Raw genomic sequence first — 15,615 nt, 5'->3', positions numbered from 1 at the left:
CCAGACAGCACCATTCAGCTTTTCGACAAGGAGGACGAAATGCGAAAGTCATTTCGTGCAGGCGCCGTAGCCATGCTCGCCGCGGCCACAATGCTCGCCGCAGGTTGTTCAGGAGGATCCACGGCAGGCAGCCAAAGCGCGGCCACCAGTGATCCCAACCAAAAAGTGGAACTGACCTACTGGGCTTGGGCCCCCAACCTGGAGAAGGTGGTGGAACTCTGGAACGAGAAAAATCCCACCATCCACGTCACCGTCAACAAGCAGGACGGTGGAGACCCGGCCGTGACAAAGCTGCTCACCGCAGTCAAAGCCGGCAGCGGCGCCCCGGACCTGATCCAAGCCGAGTACCAGAAGATCCCAACACTCGTTGCAGCCGATGCGCTCGCCGACCTCTCCGGCACCGTGGCCAACGAAACCAAGAGCCACTTTCCCGATGGCGTCTGGAACGATGTGACGCTGGGCGGCGACGCACTGTACTCCGTTCCCCAGGACACCGGCCCCATGGTCTTCTACTACCGTGCCGACATCTTCGAGAAACTGGGCATCGCTGTTCCGAAAACCTGGGAAGAGTATGCGGCCGCAGCAAAGACTGTTCACGCAGCAGACCCCGAGGCCTACCTCGGAACGTTCTCCTCCAACGATGCCGGATGGTTTACAGGCATGGCCCAGCAGGCCGGAGCTTCCTGGTGGGGCGTTGATGGCGACGCCTGGAATGTGAAGATCGCAGAAGAGCCAACGGAAAAGGTGGCTGGATTCTGGGGCGGCCTCGTAGAAGAGGGCGTCATCGACAACAAGCCCATGTACACCCCGGAGTGGAACACTGCACTGAACACCGGTAAGCAGGTTGGCTGGCTCAGCGCAGCTTGGGGCCCGGGCGTTCTCGAGGGTAACGCCGGAGCCACAGCCGGCATGTGGAAAGTGGCACCCATGCCGCAGTGGGATGCTTCCAAGCCCTCCACCGGCAACTGGGGCGGATCTTCCACTGCCGTGACGTCTCAGTCCAAGAACCTCGACGCCGCAGCCAAGTTCGCCACGTGGCTGAACACCGACCCTGAAGCAGTCAAGGCCCTGGTCAAGGAAGCAGGCATCTACCCCGCAGACACCGCAGGTGCGGAATCGTCCCTGACTGAGGCTCCTGCCTTCTTCTCAAACCAGCCCGATTTCTACAAGGTTGTTGGTGAGGCTGCGCAGAACGTGGGCTCCTTCACCTACGGCCCCAACGTCAACGTGGCTTACAACGCCTACAACGATCAGTTCGCGAAGGCCGCGCAGTCCAAGCAGAAGAGTGCCTTCCTGGACGCAGTCAGCAACATGCAGCAGGTCACCGTAGATGACCTGAAGAAGACCGGTTTCACGGTCAAGTAGCCGATCCAACTAAGTGCTTCAGCTGCGGGAGGCTGGTACCCCATCCTCCCGCAGCGTTTCCCACCCAGAGTCTTACCTTCGACCCACCACAAGGAAGTGCACCCCGTGGCAATGACCGTAACCAGGCCCGGTCCGGCGGCCGGAAGAACAGCCGATGCCCCGAGGCGGGCCAAGAACTTCAAATCCCGGGTGCTCATTCCCTATGTGATGCTTGCGCCCGGCATCATCCTTTTCCTCGTCTTCATGGCAGCGCCCATCATCTACACGTTGGTGCTCAGCTTCCAGAAGAAGAAGGTCAGCGGACTGGGCCTCGGCAAAGGCTCACAGAGCACTGCGTTCGCCGGTTTGGATAACTACGTCAGCGCGCTGACGGACCCGGAATTCCTGGGTAGCGTCCTGCGTGTCCTGACCTACGGACTCATTCTCATTCCGCTGATGCTCGGCTTCGCCCTGTTGTTTGCACTCCTGCTGGATTCCCGGCGTACCCGGGCCGGTACTTTCTCCCGCACTGCCATCTTCCTGCCGTACGCGGTGCCGGCAGTGATCAGCTCGCTCCTGTGGGGTTTCCTGTACCTTCCCGGCGTTAGCCCGTTCCACTTCCTGGCCCGGCAGTTCGGCATGGAACTGCCCTCGCTCCTGGATCCCAACCTGGTGACGTTCGCCATCTGCAACATCGCGCTGTGGGGTGGGGTGGGCTTCAACATGATCGTCATGTACACCTCGCTGAAAGCCGTTCCCAGTGAAATCTACGAGGCCGCCAAGCTGGATGGCTGCTCCGAGATTCAAACAGCCATCAGGATCAAGATCCCCATCATCGCTCCGTCGCTGGTGATGACCGCCCTCTTCTCGATGATCGCCACTTTGCAGGTCTTCGCCGAACCCACCACCCTGCGCCCCTTGGCCAACAGCCTTTCCACCAGCTGGTCGCCGCTCATGCTGGTGTACCGAGACGCTTTCACACGCAACGACGTCTACTCTGCGGCCGCCACAAGCATCGTGATTGCCCTGGCAACCTTCATCATTTCGTTCCTGTTCCTGCGCATCGTGCAGAAGCGGGCCTTCGGACAGGAGAACTGACCGTGACTGCCCTCGCCACGCCCCCGAAAAACCGCCCTGAAAACCCCAAGGCAACCAAGACCGGCCGGGCAAGCAAAGCCGAGTACGTCAAGGAGAAGCCCAGCTACCTCTCCACCGGAATCCTGATCCTCGGTGCGCTCTATTGCCTCTTCCCAGTGATCTGGGTTGTGGCTGCCGCGAGCAAGGACGGCACTGAGCTGTTTTCCACCTTTACCTTGGCTCCCAGCACGCATCTCTGGGACAACATCGTGGAGCTCACGGAATATCGCGATGGCCTGTTCTGGCGTTGGATGCTTAACACTGCCCTGTACGCGGGGGTCGGAGCCATTGTGTCCACCTGGGTATCCGCCCTCTCCGGCTATGTTCTGGCGAAGTTTGATTTTCCGGGCAAGTCCGGTGTCTTCAAGGTCCTGCTGATGGGCGTCCTGGTTCCCGGCGTTATTCTCGCTATCCCGCAGTACTTGATGCTCGCCCAGGCTGGCCTCACCAACACCTACTGGTCAGTCCTGTTGCCCCAGATCATCAGCCCCTATGGCATTTACCTGGCCCGCATTTACGCTGCTGCGTCCGTTCCGGGTGACGTTATTGAGGCTGCCCGCACCGAGGGCGCCAAGGAGATGTACATTTTCAACCGCATCGCCGCTCCCATGATGCTGCCGGGCCTGGTGACCATCTTCCTCTTCCAGTTCGTGGCCATCTGGAATAACTTCATGCTCCCGTACATCATGCTCGGCGACGACCAGCTGTTCCCCATTACCGTGGGCCTCAACGGTCTGCTCAACCAGGGTGCCTCAGCACCGGCCCTCTACACATTGGTCCTCGCGGGCGCGCTGCTCTCCATCGTTCCGTTGGTCATCATGTTCCTCCTGCTGCAGCGCTATTGGCGGGTCGATCTGGCTGCCGGCGCCGTGAAGGCATAGTCCTAGGTAGGCTTTGGTCATGACTCAACCCACCCCCCGGCCAAGGCCCAAAATCGACGATGTTGCCGCGGAAGCCGGCGTATCGCGAGGTACGGTCTCGCGGGTTCTCAATGGGGGCCACTGGGTTAGCCCGTCCGCGCTGGCCGCTGTTAACGCGGCCATCAAGAAGACCGGCTATCGCGTCAACCCGCACGCAAGGAACCTGGCCACCAACCGGGCCAACTCTGTGGCGTTCCTGCTCACGGAGACGCAGGAAAGGTTGTTCGAGGACCCCAACTTTGCTGTCCTCATGCGCGGGGCAGCGGATGCCCTGGCCGTGCACGACATCCCATTGGTCTTGATCATGGCCGGGACCGATGATGAACAACGGCGTGCCACGGACTTCCTCACTGCGGGCCATGTTGACGGTGTCCTTCTTATCTCCTCCCATGGGAGTCGGAAGGGCATCATCGCGGACATTATTGCTGCGGGCGTCCCTGCCATTGCGTGTGGTGTCCCCCTGGGCTTCGAAAAGAAGATGGGCTACGTTGCGGCCGACGACTACGAGGGTGCGCGTGACGTTTTGCGGTACATGCGCGACGGCGGACGGCAGCGGATTGCCCACATCGCCGGCCCTGCGGACACCTCGGGCGGTACGCGCCGACTCGAAGCGTACCGGGACGATCAGGGCGCGGACATCGATGAGGAACTCATTGCCCACGGCGATTACAGCCGCGACAGCGGGGCCAAAGCAATGCGCGAACTCCTCAACCGAAGCAGGAACATCGACGCCGTTTTCGCCGCGAACGACCTCATGGCGCTCGGTGCCATGGACGTGTTGCGGGCGGCAGGCCTGACAACGCCAGGTGACGTCGCCGTCGTCGGCTTCGACGACATCAAGGTCTCCCAGGAGGCGACGCCGCCGCTCACCACGGTCCGGCAGCCGTTCGATCGAATCAGCGAGGAGATGGTACGCCTGCTTTTGGACGTCATCAGCGGCAAGCGCCCGGCGGCCGTCACCATCCCCACCGAGTTGGTCATCCGCGAATCGGCCTGACCGGCGCAGCGCGAGGGCACCAGCCCCAGCGCATAGGCTTGGATCATGCTGAACCTGGTCCTTGGACTTCTCTTTGCGGGGCTCTTCCTGGCCTCGTTCCAGTCCGACCGGCGTCGGCTCCGAAACGGTGTGTTCCTGCTGGTGGCGGCATGGTTCCTCCTGCAGGCCCTTCTGGAGTTCCTGGTAGACCTGAACCCGTGGTTCGAATGGTTGAACCTGGTGGTCTTGGTAGTCCCGGTAGTGAGCATTTTCGTGTTCGCCGGCTTCCTGATAGCCAACGGCATCACGATGGTCCGCAGGGAAGGCCCCGGCATCACCAGCTTCCTGCCGATCGTGGTGGGACTCGCAGTGTTCCTCGCCCCGGTAGTCGCCTTCCTTTTTGTGCTGAGCGGGCAGCCGGTGTTGGCCGGAATTGCTGCTCTGGCCTTCTTCCTCTGCTCGTACCTCGGCTGCGCCTTCGTGGTGTTCCTGGGATACGCGGTGGTGTATTCGCGGATGCGTTTCAGCCCGAACCCGGCGGCCGTCATCGTCCTCGGCTCCGGCCTGATCAACGGCAAGGTCCCGCCGTTGCTCGCCGCCCGCTTGAACAAGGCCCTGGAAATTTACGACGGCGACACCCCGGCCAAGCCTGTCCTGGTACCTTCCGGGGGCCAAGGCCCGGATGAACCCCGGCCGGAGTCCACAGCGATGAAGGAGTACCTGGTGGCCAAAGGCGCGGCTGCCACGGACGTGTTGGAGGAGAACCAGGCCACCACCACCCGCGAGAACCTTGTGTACTCGGTTGCCCTATTGGCAGATAGGGGCATTCAAGGGCCCTTGCTTGTGTGCACCAACAACTACCACGTACTGCGTGCAGCGCTCCTTTCCCGGCGCCAGAGGATCAACGCCGAGGTTGTGGGTGCTCCCACGGCCAGATACTTCGTGCCCAGTGCCTTCCTCCGGGAGTTCGTGGCCGTGATGAGGGACAACCGCCTAACCAACATCATTCTTTGCCTGCCGATGTTCGGGATTGCCCTGCTCATCACGGTCGCACTGATGAACTCTCCAGTGGTGTGACTCTTCCTAGGACTTGGGTAGCCCGGTGGTGAACGCGTGGCTCCAATCGGTGACGGAGCCAGCGGTGAAGACGTATCCCGGCTTGGGTTCCGCTGTGACGGTCACCGTGCCGGCAGGTTTCCTGTAGCTCCCGGCCGCGACTACCTTCCCGTCAACCAGGTACGACACACCCGCGACGGAGGGGATGGTGTAGCCATCCTGCCCATGGCCGGGTCGGTCGGTAAAGGTGACGGCCGCCGGCGTCGCCGTTTCGTAGCTCAGGCCGAAGCCCAGCGGCAACAGGACGCCGTCGCCGTCGGCTTCGGGAATGTTGACCGGCAGCTTGCCGCTCGGGTTGATGGCGCCCGAAATGGCGCGGACGGCGCCGTGGAAGTTAACCTCCTTGACCCCATAACTGTTGAGCACGGCGTCGGCACCGGGGAAGACACTGATGTCGTAGGGATTTCGCGTGGCCACAACGATGACCGGCGTCCCCGTGGCTGCGAGTTCCGCTACCATCTGTTGCTGCGCAGCGTTGCTGGTCGCGTTGTAAGAAGCGAAGACGACGGCGTCGACGTTGCCGGCGGCGGCTACGGCACGCGCGCGGTAGGCCGCGGACGGTGAGGCCCCATCCTCGTAGTCTTCCCTCACCGCAAATCCCTGGTCCTTAAGCATTGGACCGACGAGCTCCGGCCATGCTGAACCGGCTCCCACCATGAGGACCGAGCTGCCCGAAGCGAGTGGCAAAACCTGGCCTTCGTTGCGGAGCAGCGTGACGGCACGCTCGGAGATCAGCTTGGCCGTGGCCAGGTTCTCTGCGCTGCCCACGAGGGTGTCCACAGCGGCGGGATCGGCCAAGGGTTGCTCGAAGACCCCGCGCTTGACCTTCCATTCAAGGATCCTTCGGACTGACTCGTCCAGGCGGGCCTCGGTGATCTCGCCGGATCCGACGGCGGCGCGAACCCCAGCGAACGACGCATCCACATCGGGGGAGTTGAGGAGGATGTCAGAGCCGGCCTGGATTGCCTTCACTGCGATCTCTTCCTGAGGCCATTCGGCAGCCATTGCCGCCATATCCAGGGCATCCGTTGTCACCAAACCCTTGAAGCCCATTTCATCCCGAAGCAAGCCCGTGAGTACCTTGTGGGACAGGGTGCCGGGCATCTCCGGGTCAATTGCCTCCACAATGATGTGTGCCGTCATGACCATATCCACGCCGCCATCGATTGCGGCTTTGAATGGCTTCAGATGCTGGTTGAGGGTCTCGCGATCGTAGGTAACGGTGGGCAGGCCGTAGTGGGAATCCACTGAGGTGTCGCCGTGGCCGGGGAAGTGCTTGGCGGCCGCACCTACGTTGTGCGCCTGAATGCCCGCTATCTGGGCGACCCCGAGTGCACTGACCAGCGCAGGGTCCTCACCCATGGAACGGATGCCAATGACGGGGTTGTCCGGGTTGGAGTTGAGATCCAGGACCGGTGCGAAGTCTACGTTGATACCCATGGCACGCATTTCGGAGCCCAGGATTTCACCTTGCGCCTTGGCAAGATTCGCGTCAGCGGTGGCGCCGAGGGCCATATTGCCCGGGAGAACCGTGGCGGGTGGCCCGATGCGGGCAACCAAACCACCTTCCTGGTCGATGGTGACCGCCAGTGGGATGCCGTTTCCGTCCTCCCGCATTGCCGTTTGCTGCAGGCCGTTGGAGAGGCCGGCAACCTGCTGGGGGTTGGCGGTGTTTCCGGACCATGCGAAGTAGAGGACGCCTCCGAGGTTGTACTTTTCCACCACCTCCGCGGGTGTGTTGACGCCGTACCGCTCTTGATTTTTTGCTGCCATGGAGGTGTCGTCCGCTGATGATCCGTAGACGTGCGTCCAGGTCATCTGGCCGATCTTTTCGTCCAGCGTCATGCCGGCGATCATCGCCTCGATGTCAGGCGAGGCGGAGACCGTCGTCGTGTTTTCCGTGGTGGGTACGGCCGCAAGTGCAGTGCCCGTGCCAGCCAACACCCCTGCGCCCGTCATTAACAGCGCGGTGGCCGCCGCCGTCATGAGTGAAGTTCGTTGTCTTTGCATGTGAATCCCAATCCCATCGTCCTTGTTGCGGTTGAGGTTTGTGTGTCTGAAGGACTAGCGCTTGCCGTTGTAGAGGAGGTACTCGCGGGTGTCGCGCACGAATTGGTCCAGTTCGGACCGCCAGCTGTCCATGATCGTCTTGGCGCCAGCACCGGCGTCGAGCTGTTCAGCAAAGCGGGCCGAACCGCTGAGCAGGCCCATCCACCGTCCGCCGTCGCCGCGCCAACCGAAACCGGGATACAGGCGCTTGGCTTCGACCAGCATGTGGGTGCCCACTTCCAGGGCTTCAACGCGGGTGGCGTCGGTGATGTGAACTTGGACGCCACCACAAATGAGGCCCTGGTTCTTGGAAAGTGTCGGCTGGAAGTAGGCCTCGCGGAAGGTGACACCCGCAAGGCCCTTGCTGTTCAGGGCCTCCGCCCAGCGATAGTCCACGTAGGGTGCGCCGATGAGTTCGAACGGCCGGGTGGTTCCGCGCCCTTCTGACATGTTGGTGGCCTCGAACAAGGCCGTGCCGGGGTACAGGGTGGCGGTTTCGGGTGTTGGCATGTTGGGGCTCGGCAGGATCCACGCCGCCCGGTTGTCCGGTCCCGTCATGTCGCGACGCCATCCCTGGACCTCCACCACCTGAAGGTCCTGGATGGACTTGAGGCCGGCGGCCGGAAGGTGAACTGCGTTGAAGTATTTGGCGAGCTCGCCCACCGTCATGCCATGTTGGAGCGCAATGCCCAGTTGGCCGACGCCGGATTCGAACCCCTTCTGCAGGACCGGTCCGCGTGCCTGGCCGCCGATGGGGTTCGGGCGATCCAGGACAACAAATGTGGCACCGGTCCTGGATGCCGCCTGCATGGCTCCCCACATGGTCCAGATGTAGGTGTAGAAGCGTGCGCCGACATCCTGAATGTCGAAGCAGATGGTGTCCACCCCGGAGGCTTCGAAGAAGCCCACATAGTCGGCAACGGTGGCCCCGTAGGAGTCGTAGACCGTGATGCCGGTCCGCGGGTCCACGGATGTTCCTTCGCTGGCGCCATCCTGGGCGGTCCCCCTGAAGCCGTGCTCGGGTCCGAAGACCGCTCCGACCTCGACACCTTTGGCCGCCATGTCATCCACAATTGAGCGGAAGTTCGCCAGGACGCCGGTGGGGTTGGTAATAACTCCCACTTTGCGGCCGGCGAAGATGCTCCAGCCGTTGGCGGCGGCTACATCGGCGCCGCTGACTGGAGATGACGGCTTCCCCGGCCGGGTCTGGTTCGTGCTGGCGGTTGCGCTGGGGGCAAAGGGCGCGACGACGGCGGCAGCGGCCGCCAGCCCCGAAGCATGGAGCAGTTTTCTACGGTCGAGAGCCATGAAGAAGCCTTTCGAAGGAGAGCGAGGAGCATGACAAGTTTTGTGACTTTCCTTACGCCGACCGTATTCGCTTGCCGGTGGCGCGTCAATGACTTACCTTCGCGTCCATGCTTGTGTAACTTAATGACAAGACTCGGGTGGAACCCTGGATCCGGTTCGACCCTTCGGAAGGAAACCATGCTGGAAGCGTCGGTAAGCGCACAGTTGTCCCGCACTGTTTTGGTGCGGATTCGCTCTGTCCTGCCAGCGTTACGCCCATCGGAGCGTGCCGTGGCTGAGTTGGTCCTGTCAGACCCATCGCGGTCTGCCACCATGTCCATCGGCGATTTGGCTGAGGAGTGCGGAACGTCCACCACCTCGGTGGTCCGGTTCTACAAAAAGGTGGGCTACGGCGGCTACTCGGATCTCCGCCTGGATCTTGCGCGTGAAACTGCCCGTGAGAGTGTGGCCCATGGCGTTCCGGCCGAGGTCTACGAGGACATCAACACTGCCGACTCGCTGCAAGACATCGTCTCTAAAATCGCATTCAACGAAACCATGTCCATCGCCGATACTGCCCAGGTGCTGGATGTCGAACAGCTGGCTCGAGCCATTGACGTGGTGGCCAGCTCCCGGAAGATCGACATCTTCGGCGTGGGAGCGGGAGGTTTGGTGGGTCAGGACCTGCAGCAAAAGCTGCATAGGATAGGCCTGGTCTCCTTCGTCTGGCCAGAAGTGCATGCCGCCCTCACCTCAGCGGTACTGCTCGACGCAGAATGTGTCGCCGTTGCCATCTCGCACTCAGGCGCGACCGACGACACTGTCGATTACCTGAAAGCGGGCAAAGCGGCCGGAGCCGTCACCATCGCCATCACCAACCATGCAGACTCACCCCTTGGGCTGGCGGCGGACATTGTATTGACCACGGCAGCACGGGAGACCCCATTCCGCCCTGGGGCCATGGGTAGCCGGATAGCGCAGATGATGCTCGTTGACTGCCTGTTCGTGGGCGTCGCCCAGCAGTCATATGAGGCTTCCATTGATGCGCTGCGCAAAACGCATGCAGTTGTCCAAAGCCGGAAGTTGCGCCGGGGCAACTGACAAACGCAGCTGCCTGTCCGGGACAGCGTGAAACTACTGGACAGGTTCCGCCTGCTTGACCTCTCCTTTCACTTCACGTGGCTTCAGCATGGAGTCTGAATTGATCGCAAGCACCCCCGAAAGCAAGGCTGCCAGGAGGATGGAGCCAAAGGCCATGAATGACGAGACGCCCATAAGAAACGTGGCAACTGCAAGGCTGAGGGGACTGGATACAGTTTCAAGAAACTGGACTGCCGTCATGGTCTTGCCCAGGTCAGACGAGGGAATCTGTTGATGGATGAGGGATGTGCGTCCCACCGTCCATGCAATGCCGCCCGTACAGACGATGAAAAGGGCACTAGCCACGGCAATCCACGACGGGATGAAGAAGAGCAAGGCTCCTGCTGCCATAAGCCATGAGGAGCGTTGCATCAGTACGTTTGGGCGCCAATCGGAGAACAATCCTGACAGAATCGAACCGCAGAAGAGGCCCGCAGCGGCCGCTGCGCCCACGATTCCTACTTCCGTGGTGGAACCCTTGAGGCCAACGGAGGTCTGGAAGATCGCCAGAGTTGACAGTGGGGCTGACAGGAAGCCGACGAGGACAACTGTCCCGGCAAAACGCCACCAACCATGGATTTGGGTAAGTCTCCGGTACCCGGCAGACAGTTCCTTGTAGAAACCTGGCCGGTCCGGCAGGCTGCTGGGGCGCTCCGGCCACGGCAGGAAATTCATGATCAAGGCAATAACCGTAAACGACACTGCGTCAACGGCCAGCAACCACCACGGACCCCAGACGGCGCTCAAGGCTCCACCAATTGCCGGCCCCACGATGGAAGCTGAGGTCCACGCGGTGGAAACTGCTGCGTTGAATTTCGCAGTGCCGTCACCGTACATCTTCGGGATGGCCACGAAGGTGGCTGTCCGGGCGAACATGTCGAGGCTGCCGCGTAGGAAGGCGCCTAGTACGAGGACCCAAAAGGGAGTGTGCCAAGGGCCTATTAGCAGCGCCATTGCAGCAACAACCAGTGCTTGACCCCAATAGCCGATGTGGGTCATGGCGCGGGGGGACATCCGATCTGCGACTCCTCCGATGAGCACTCCGGGGAAAGCCTTCGGAAGTTGTGATGCCACGGCAACAATGGACATCTGGGCAAGGCTGCCGCTTGTCTGCAGAACTATGAGCGGCAGGGCGATGTTGTAGGCACCGCCACCCAACGAATTCACCCACATGCCCGTGAGGTGCAAACGTCGCTGCCATGGCTTTGCTAATGACACGTCATTTACCTCGGGATGATTGGAGAATGGTGACAAGGTCGGGCTGCTTTTCCACTGAAGTGAGAAGCCATTGCATTACGGGAGCCTGCCAAAAGCTGATATTCCACGTGCGGGCAATGACCATGTGAAAGATGGTGGTGCAGCAGGGAACTACAATCCGCCACTTGCCGGGAAGAATGAGCGCAAGGGGGAGTGCGACTAATTCAAGAAAGGGAATTGTGCGGGTCAGGGCACGAACCGGCACTCTGTATCGCTCTTGGGCAAACGGGTGAGTATCCGAGGCCAACAGGTGCGAGTGATAAATATGGTTGGCATCGCCGCGCCTGACCCAAGCGTCATAGCCGTGGAGGAGTTTGGACAAACCGGCCTGCGTGTAGGGCAGGTATAGCGCAACCCGTGAGACCGAAAGCGGCAGGTTCGGGGACTGGCCACTGCCCGGCTTGGACATCTGACTGATGACGAGTACCGCTTCAATGAATGTGTCATACGGCCAGCGGCCCGGTAGGGAGCGGGCATCCAAAGCCCGTGTTCCCAAAAACAATCCCAGCGCGGCCCGCCGAATCCAAGAAGAGGGCTTTGCCCCGGCGTCTCCACAAACCTCGCTGGCCGCCGCGGCGGCCATCAGCAGTCCGGCTGCCGTGCGTCGGCTCTTCCAGGCGATCCCGTCATCAGGCCTGCGATCGGCCGCTGACTCCTGTGCAGAAACTGCAGCTCGATAGTCCCGGGCTGTAGCCGGGCCGGGGCGGAGCGTCAGCGCCAGGGCGGCAACAGCCCACACTGCCGCATTGCGTACCCGACGGAGTTGGACTGGTTTACTGCGAAGTTGTCGGAACATAGCTGTACACAATTTCCTTTTCCTCAGGCATTCCCCGAACAGTAGTTGCCACCAGGATGTCCATCCTCAAGGGAGGGTCGGGCAGGTGAGCGGGGGCACGAACCTCGTCAAACGGTCGCCACGCGTTGCTGCGAAGCCTCCGGACGATTCTCCGGCAGAGGACGTTCTTCGGTTGCTCATCCTCACCCATGAAGATGCTGGCGAACACTGCTCCGGCCCGGAAGAACTGAGTTGGAAGGCAGTTCGCCGGGCCGCAGGCAACCGTTGTTCCATCATGCATGTGGAATTCAACTGCGAATCTTGAGACGCGGTCCCTGAACTTGGCATTGAACATATTGTTTGACGCGATGGGCCAGAAATTTCTGTTGGCCACCGTTGCGGCCATCGAGGCGACTACGTAGGCTCCCGTCAAAACAACTAGCACCGTGCCCTTTTTACGGTCAGGCGCACGCAGCACAGTGGCCATTCCTGGCGAAATCCTCGAACTCCGACGCCAACTCCAGGGAGTCAAACACCAATCGCCTGCCGTCAAGGTTGGTGGATCCGGTCAGCAGGTAGCGGAACACTTCCATGGCTGCAATGGATGCCACGATGGAGTTGAGGGGTCCAAAGCTTGGAGCCTGGTACGAGCTATTGAGGTTTGTGGTGGAGAGCGATGCCTTTGAGTTGGTCCTGCCGTCGTTATCTGTTGCTGCACATTGCAGGCAAGGGGTGACGCCTGGCCGTACTACCGGGCCTACCACTCCACGCGTGTCTTGATACCCGGCGCAAGTGAAAGGCGTGCCGGTGGCGATGGACGCTTGGTTAGACCACTCGAGCACTTCCTGGGGCGTGTCGGCGGAGACCACAACGAAGTCTGAGTCCTGAAAAACAGGCAGGAGATCTTCCACTCCGGAGATCATGGAGGCGACTTCCACCGTGTTGATGTCGGGGGCCCTGAGGTGAAGGTTCCGTGCAGCGGCTTGGATTTTGGGGGTACCAATATCTTGCGCCGTGAAGAGGTACTGCCGGGTCAGGTTGCTTTCTTCCACAGTGTCCCCGTCGACCAAGACAATGGAACCCACGCCGGCTGTTGCGAGCTGCATGGCTACGTTCGTCCCGATCCCGCCCACACCGATCAGCGTGACCTTTCGGCTGCGCAGCAGATCGCTGGCTCCGGGCCCGGTGCTGTGCGCAAGTTCAAAGTACAGGTCATGACGGCTGTACCGGCCGGAGAGGTCGAACCTGTACGGCACCAGAATCTCGGCGTCGATAAGTTCCTCGACGATCTCTCCGGAGCCTTCACCCAGCAGGAGTTCGGCCTTGCCTCCCAGATCGTCGAGTGTCCGTGGCTGTGAAGCGAAGCTGAGTAGTTCAGCCAGCCCGTCTGGAGCGTCCTCGATTTCGATTGCGTTGGGCGGTGCCAATCCGATCTGCACGGCCGTTTCCGTGGTGATGACCGGTAGCGACTGCTTGAGGGAGTAGGTTACGGCTGCCAATTCTTGCCTCCAATGATGAGTGGGGACCACGCGATGCGTGGCCCCCACTATTTATTCTTGGGTTAGTTGAACACGAAGTTCAGCTTGGAACGGCGCTTGGCCAGTCGCTTGAGCTTAAGCACTTGAATCACTCCTTTGTGTTTATAAACTTGTTGGACGGAATGAATCTACGACACATGTCATGGATATGACAAGTTTGTCGATAACTTTTCTGCGTGTCGCTTTGTCGGGTCCACGTCAAGGCGTGTGCGGTATAGAGTCGAGGGCATGTTTGAACTCGTACCGCCGAACGCCGCCTTCCACAGGTCCTTCCTCGAGTCCCACCGTGAGTGGGCCGGCGTCCATCAGGATGGCGCCGCCGTCTTCATGGCGGAAGACGTCACCAGCCCCGAGGGCTTCGCTGATTGGGTTGGCAAGTTGCTGGACGCTGAAAGCGCGACGGAGAAGGACGGCATTGTTCCGTGCACCTACCTCTGGATCACGGAAGGTCCACGCTACGTGGGGGCGATTGCGTTCCGGCACCATTTGACCCAGGCTCTCCTGAACTCGGGCGGGCACATTGGCTACGGGATTCGACCCTCGGATCGCAGGAGGGGGGCGGCAACCTGGGCGCTGAGGGAACTGCTGGCCCGTTTGGCTGCGCAGGAGTTGGGTGGGGTTCTGCCCGATCGCGTTCTGCTGACCTGTGACGACGACAATTCGGCGTCAATCAGGACTATCGAACGTTGCGATGGGTGGCTCGAAGATGTGCGCACGGGTGAAGGCGGGCGGCTTTTCCGCCGGTACTGGATTGACTTGGGAAAACCTGCCGCAGATTAGATTTGTCACCCGGGGGTTGACGCCGCAGCCATAGGCGGCGCACGATGGACGACATGAGCAGTCAACCCCGGGGTGACATCCCCGCGTCCAGCCCCTCGGATTCACGGTGGCAGCAGGTCCTTACTCACCGTCCCGTGGACGACGGAACCAGGGAAACCGCAGCCGCAAGGTTCGCTGAACGCGGCATCACCCCGGAACAGCTCAAGGCTGTCCTCGCCGATGGTGGGGATGCCCTTTATGCGGCTGCCGCCGGGGGCCAGCCAGGCTGGGCAGATCCATTCGGCGGCCCCCTCGCCGTTGCACTCCTCTCAGCCGAGGTGAGCATCTTTGCTGCGCATTTGAACTCGAGGGCGTCCGGAGTCAGGTCGGCAGCTGTTGCCGAACTGCTGGACGAATACAGCGCGGTAACCGTAGCTGCTGAGCTCGGTGTGGCGCGCCAGAAGGTATACGAAATCGCCAGAGCGGGCCTGCGCCCGCCCTACATCGAGCAGGTCCCTTGGAGGACGTCATGAATCCCATCGAAGAAAAGGTCCAACTACCGGACCCGGAAACCCAGTTCCTGGTCCATCCTGTTGACCTCCCCGGAGCCCGCAAGGAATTCCTGACAGGCTGGTGGTTGGGAATCATTGCCACCCCTCAGGTTTACACGGCGCTTTTGGCTTTCTTTTGGGCCGTCAGCAACAACTACGTGACGCCCGTGCTGGTCCCGCTGGCCCTGGTGCTTGTTGCCGGATGGATCAGCTCCAAGCTCACCCGAGGCGCATGGGACTACATTCCACGGAAGCGCCACGACAAGGAGCGGAGAATTCCGGTCTTGCTCATTGGTGGGGCGCTCATCAAGTCCTCGGCGCTCTTGGTGGGCTTGATTGTCTTCATGGTGTGGAGCACCAGCCAGGACTTCGTCCCCGGCTTCAGCGCCTACCCGCTGGGAATGGGAGCAGCCATCGTGGTGATCATGCTTGGGGAGTTGGTGGCTAAGCTGCTCCGACGCAGGACTTTGGACCTGGTTCCAGAGGCACTGAGCATCGTTGTGGTGGTCGCGGCTGTGTGGATGGGCTTTGCGCTTCTCCCCGCAGGACGCGAACTTGCTCCCGTTGACCTGCTTCCTGGTGTTGCGATCCTTGTGGGTGTCTGGTTGACCTGGCTGCTTTTCACGCAGATAGAGGCCCGCCGCAACCACGGCTGACCGCTGAATTGCCCGTTCACGTTCCCGTCACCAAGCACTGCTAGGCTGCCGCGCACTACCCGGCAGACCAGGAGGACCGTATGACGGAGGCAACTCCACCCACCGCGCAC

15 protein-coding genes are annotated in these 15,615 nt (G+C 61.2%); 9 read left to right on the top strand and 6 right to left on the bottom strand.

The window, feature by feature from the left end:
* Positions 1-39 precede the first annotated feature (39 nt).
* The 5 genes from AC6CH8_RS10310 (at position 40) to AC6CH8_RS10290 (ending at position 5,454) form a co-directional block, all read left to right on the top strand.
* A complete protein-coding gene (locus AC6CH8_RS10310; protein WP_498190347.1) occupies positions 40-1,365 on the top strand; it encodes an ABC transporter substrate-binding protein in 1,326 nt (441 codons plus the stop codon).
* 111 nt (positions 1,366-1,476) lie between these two features.
* Entirely contained in the window at positions 1,477-2,442 is a 966-nt protein-coding gene (locus AC6CH8_RS10305; protein WP_420181212.1) for a carbohydrate ABC transporter permease, read from the top strand.
* A gap of 2 nt (positions 2,443-2,444) precedes the next feature.
* Positions 2,445-3,362 carry a carbohydrate ABC transporter permease gene (locus AC6CH8_RS10300; protein WP_420179452.1) on the top strand — a complete coding sequence of 306 codons (918 nt, stop codon included), beginning with the start codon at positions 2,445-2,447 and terminating at the stop codon, positions 3,360-3,362.
* 19 nt (positions 3,363-3,381) lie between these two features.
* The gene (locus tag AC6CH8_RS10295; RefSeq protein WP_498190345.1) at positions 3,382-4,398 is read left to right on the top strand and encodes a LacI family DNA-binding transcriptional regulator; all 1,017 of its coding nucleotides are present in this window, start codon (positions 3,382-3,384) and stop codon (positions 4,396-4,398) included.
* A 45-nt stretch (positions 4,399-4,443) separates the two neighbouring features.
* Positions 4,444-5,454 carry a YdcF family protein gene (locus AC6CH8_RS10290; RefSeq protein ID WP_498190343.1) on the top strand — a complete coding sequence of 337 codons (1,011 nt, stop codon included), beginning with the start codon at positions 4,444-4,446 and terminating at the stop codon, positions 5,452-5,454.
* Positions 5,455-5,460: 6 nt separating this feature from the next.
* Here the strand turns inward: AC6CH8_RS10290 and AC6CH8_RS10285 are convergent, their stop codons facing one another.
* Together AC6CH8_RS10285 and AC6CH8_RS10280 are read right to left on the bottom strand one after the other, a co-directional pair.
* Positions 5,461-7,503 carry a glycoside hydrolase family 3 protein gene (locus AC6CH8_RS10285; RefSeq protein WP_498190341.1) on the bottom strand — a complete coding sequence of 681 codons (2,043 nt, stop codon included), beginning with the start codon at positions 7,501-7,503 and terminating at the stop codon, positions 5,461-5,463.
* Positions 7,504-7,557: 54 nt separating this feature from the next.
* Entirely contained in the window at positions 7,558-8,850 is a 1,293-nt protein-coding gene (locus AC6CH8_RS10280) for an exo-beta-N-acetylmuramidase NamZ family protein (RefSeq protein WP_474661868.1), read from the bottom strand.
* Between the two features lie 177 nt (positions 8,851-9,027).
* Between AC6CH8_RS10280 and AC6CH8_RS10275 the strand changes: the two genes are divergently transcribed.
* On the top strand, positions 9,028-9,930 hold the full coding sequence (locus tag AC6CH8_RS10275; protein WP_498190340.1) for a MurR/RpiR family transcriptional regulator: 903 nt from the start codon (positions 9,028-9,030) through the stop codon (positions 9,928-9,930).
* A gap of 33 nt (positions 9,931-9,963) precedes the next feature.
* On the opposite strand, the gene AC6CH8_RS10270 is transcribed toward AC6CH8_RS10275, so the two are convergent.
* The 4 genes from AC6CH8_RS10270 to AC6CH8_RS10255 all read right to left on the bottom strand — a co-directional run bounded on the left by AC6CH8_RS10270 (position 9,964) and on the right by AC6CH8_RS10255 (position 13,500).
* Positions 9,964-11,187, bottom strand: a complete 1,224-nt coding sequence (locus tag AC6CH8_RS10270; RefSeq protein WP_498190338.1) for an MFS transporter — start codon at positions 11,185-11,187, stop codon at positions 9,964-9,966.
* A gap of 1 nt (position 11,188) precedes the next feature.
* Complete coding sequence (locus AC6CH8_RS10265; protein ID WP_498190336.1) at positions 11,189-12,022, bottom strand: hypothetical protein; 834 nt, start codon at positions 12,020-12,022, stop codon at positions 11,189-11,191.
* Positions 12,000-12,302, bottom strand: coding sequence for a hypothetical protein (locus tag AC6CH8_RS10260; protein WP_498190334.1), 303 nt, complete (start codon positions 12,300-12,302; stop codon positions 12,000-12,002). Before AC6CH8_RS10260 ends, AC6CH8_RS10265 begins: the two co-directional genes overlap by 23 nt.
* A 160-nt stretch (positions 12,303-12,462) precedes the next feature.
* Complete coding sequence (locus tag AC6CH8_RS10255) at positions 12,463-13,500, bottom strand: TOMM precursor leader peptide-binding protein (RefSeq protein ID WP_498190332.1); 1,038 nt, start codon at positions 13,498-13,500, stop codon at positions 12,463-12,465.
* Positions 13,501-13,767: 267 nt separating this feature from the next.
* On the opposite strand from AC6CH8_RS10255, the gene AC6CH8_RS10250 reads away from it, so the two are divergent.
* From AC6CH8_RS10250 to AC6CH8_RS10240, 3 genes are read left to right on the top strand one after another with little or no spacing between them, the layout of a single operon-like run.
* Positions 13,768-14,319, top strand: coding sequence for a GNAT family N-acetyltransferase (locus tag AC6CH8_RS10250; protein WP_498190330.1), 552 nt, complete (start codon positions 13,768-13,770; stop codon positions 14,317-14,319).
* 53 nt (positions 14,320-14,372) lie between these two features.
* Positions 14,373-14,831 (top strand): hypothetical protein, encoded by a 459-nt coding sequence (locus AC6CH8_RS10245; RefSeq protein WP_139025116.1) that lies wholly within the window; start codon positions 14,373-14,375, stop codon positions 14,829-14,831.
* A complete protein-coding gene (locus AC6CH8_RS10240; protein ID WP_091464040.1) occupies positions 14,828-15,505 on the top strand; it encodes a hypothetical protein in 678 nt (225 codons plus the stop codon). The genes AC6CH8_RS10245 and AC6CH8_RS10240 overlap by 4 nt, the downstream gene beginning before the upstream one ends.
* Positions 15,506-15,615: the final 110 nt, after the last annotated feature.

The sequence above is a fragment of the Paenarthrobacter sp. GQ52 genome (genome assembly GCF_059759005.1).
Note: the sequence above shows the minus strand (reverse complement) of the source record. Positions and strands in the feature narration are given on the sequence as shown.

Excerpts from the sequence above, each read along its gene's own strand:
- AC6CH8_RS10265 (WP_498190336.1), bottom strand. The coding sequence starts at position 12,022 with ATGTTCCGACAACTTCGCAGTAAACCAGTCCAACTCCGTCGGGTACGC.
- AC6CH8_RS10240 (WP_091464040.1), top strand. The coding sequence starts at position 14,828 with ATGAATCCCATCGAAGAAAAGGTCCAACTACCGGACCCGGAAACCCAG.
- AC6CH8_RS10260 (WP_498190334.1), bottom strand. The coding sequence starts at position 12,302 with ATGCATGATGGAACAACGGTTGCCTGCGGCCCGGCGAACTGCCTTCCA.
- AC6CH8_RS10285 (WP_498190341.1), bottom strand. The coding sequence starts at position 7,503 with ATGCAAAGACAACGAACTTCACTCATGACGGCGGCGGCCACCGCGCTG.
- AC6CH8_RS10245 (WP_139025116.1), top strand. The coding sequence starts at position 14,373 with ATGAGCAGTCAACCCCGGGGTGACATCCCCGCGTCCAGCCCCTCGGAT.
- AC6CH8_RS10250 (WP_498190330.1), top strand. The coding sequence starts at position 13,768 with ATGTTTGAACTCGTACCGCCGAACGCCGCCTTCCACAGGTCCTTCCTC.
- AC6CH8_RS10290 (WP_498190343.1), top strand. The coding sequence starts at position 4,444 with ATGCTGAACCTGGTCCTTGGACTTCTCTTTGCGGGGCTCTTCCTGGCC.
- AC6CH8_RS10305 (WP_420181212.1), top strand. The coding sequence starts at position 1,477 with ATGACCGTAACCAGGCCCGGTCCGGCGGCCGGAAGAACAGCCGATGCC.
- AC6CH8_RS10275 (WP_498190340.1), top strand. The coding sequence starts at position 9,028 with ATGCTGGAAGCGTCGGTAAGCGCACAGTTGTCCCGCACTGTTTTGGTG.
- AC6CH8_RS10295 (WP_498190345.1), top strand. The coding sequence starts at position 3,382 with ATGACTCAACCCACCCCCCGGCCAAGGCCCAAAATCGACGATGTTGCC.
- AC6CH8_RS10280 (WP_474661868.1), bottom strand. The coding sequence starts at position 8,850 with ATGGCTCTCGACCGTAGAAAACTGCTCCATGCTTCGGGGCTGGCGGCC.
- AC6CH8_RS10310 (WP_498190347.1), top strand. The coding sequence starts at position 40 with ATGCGAAAGTCATTTCGTGCAGGCGCCGTAGCCATGCTCGCCGCGGCC.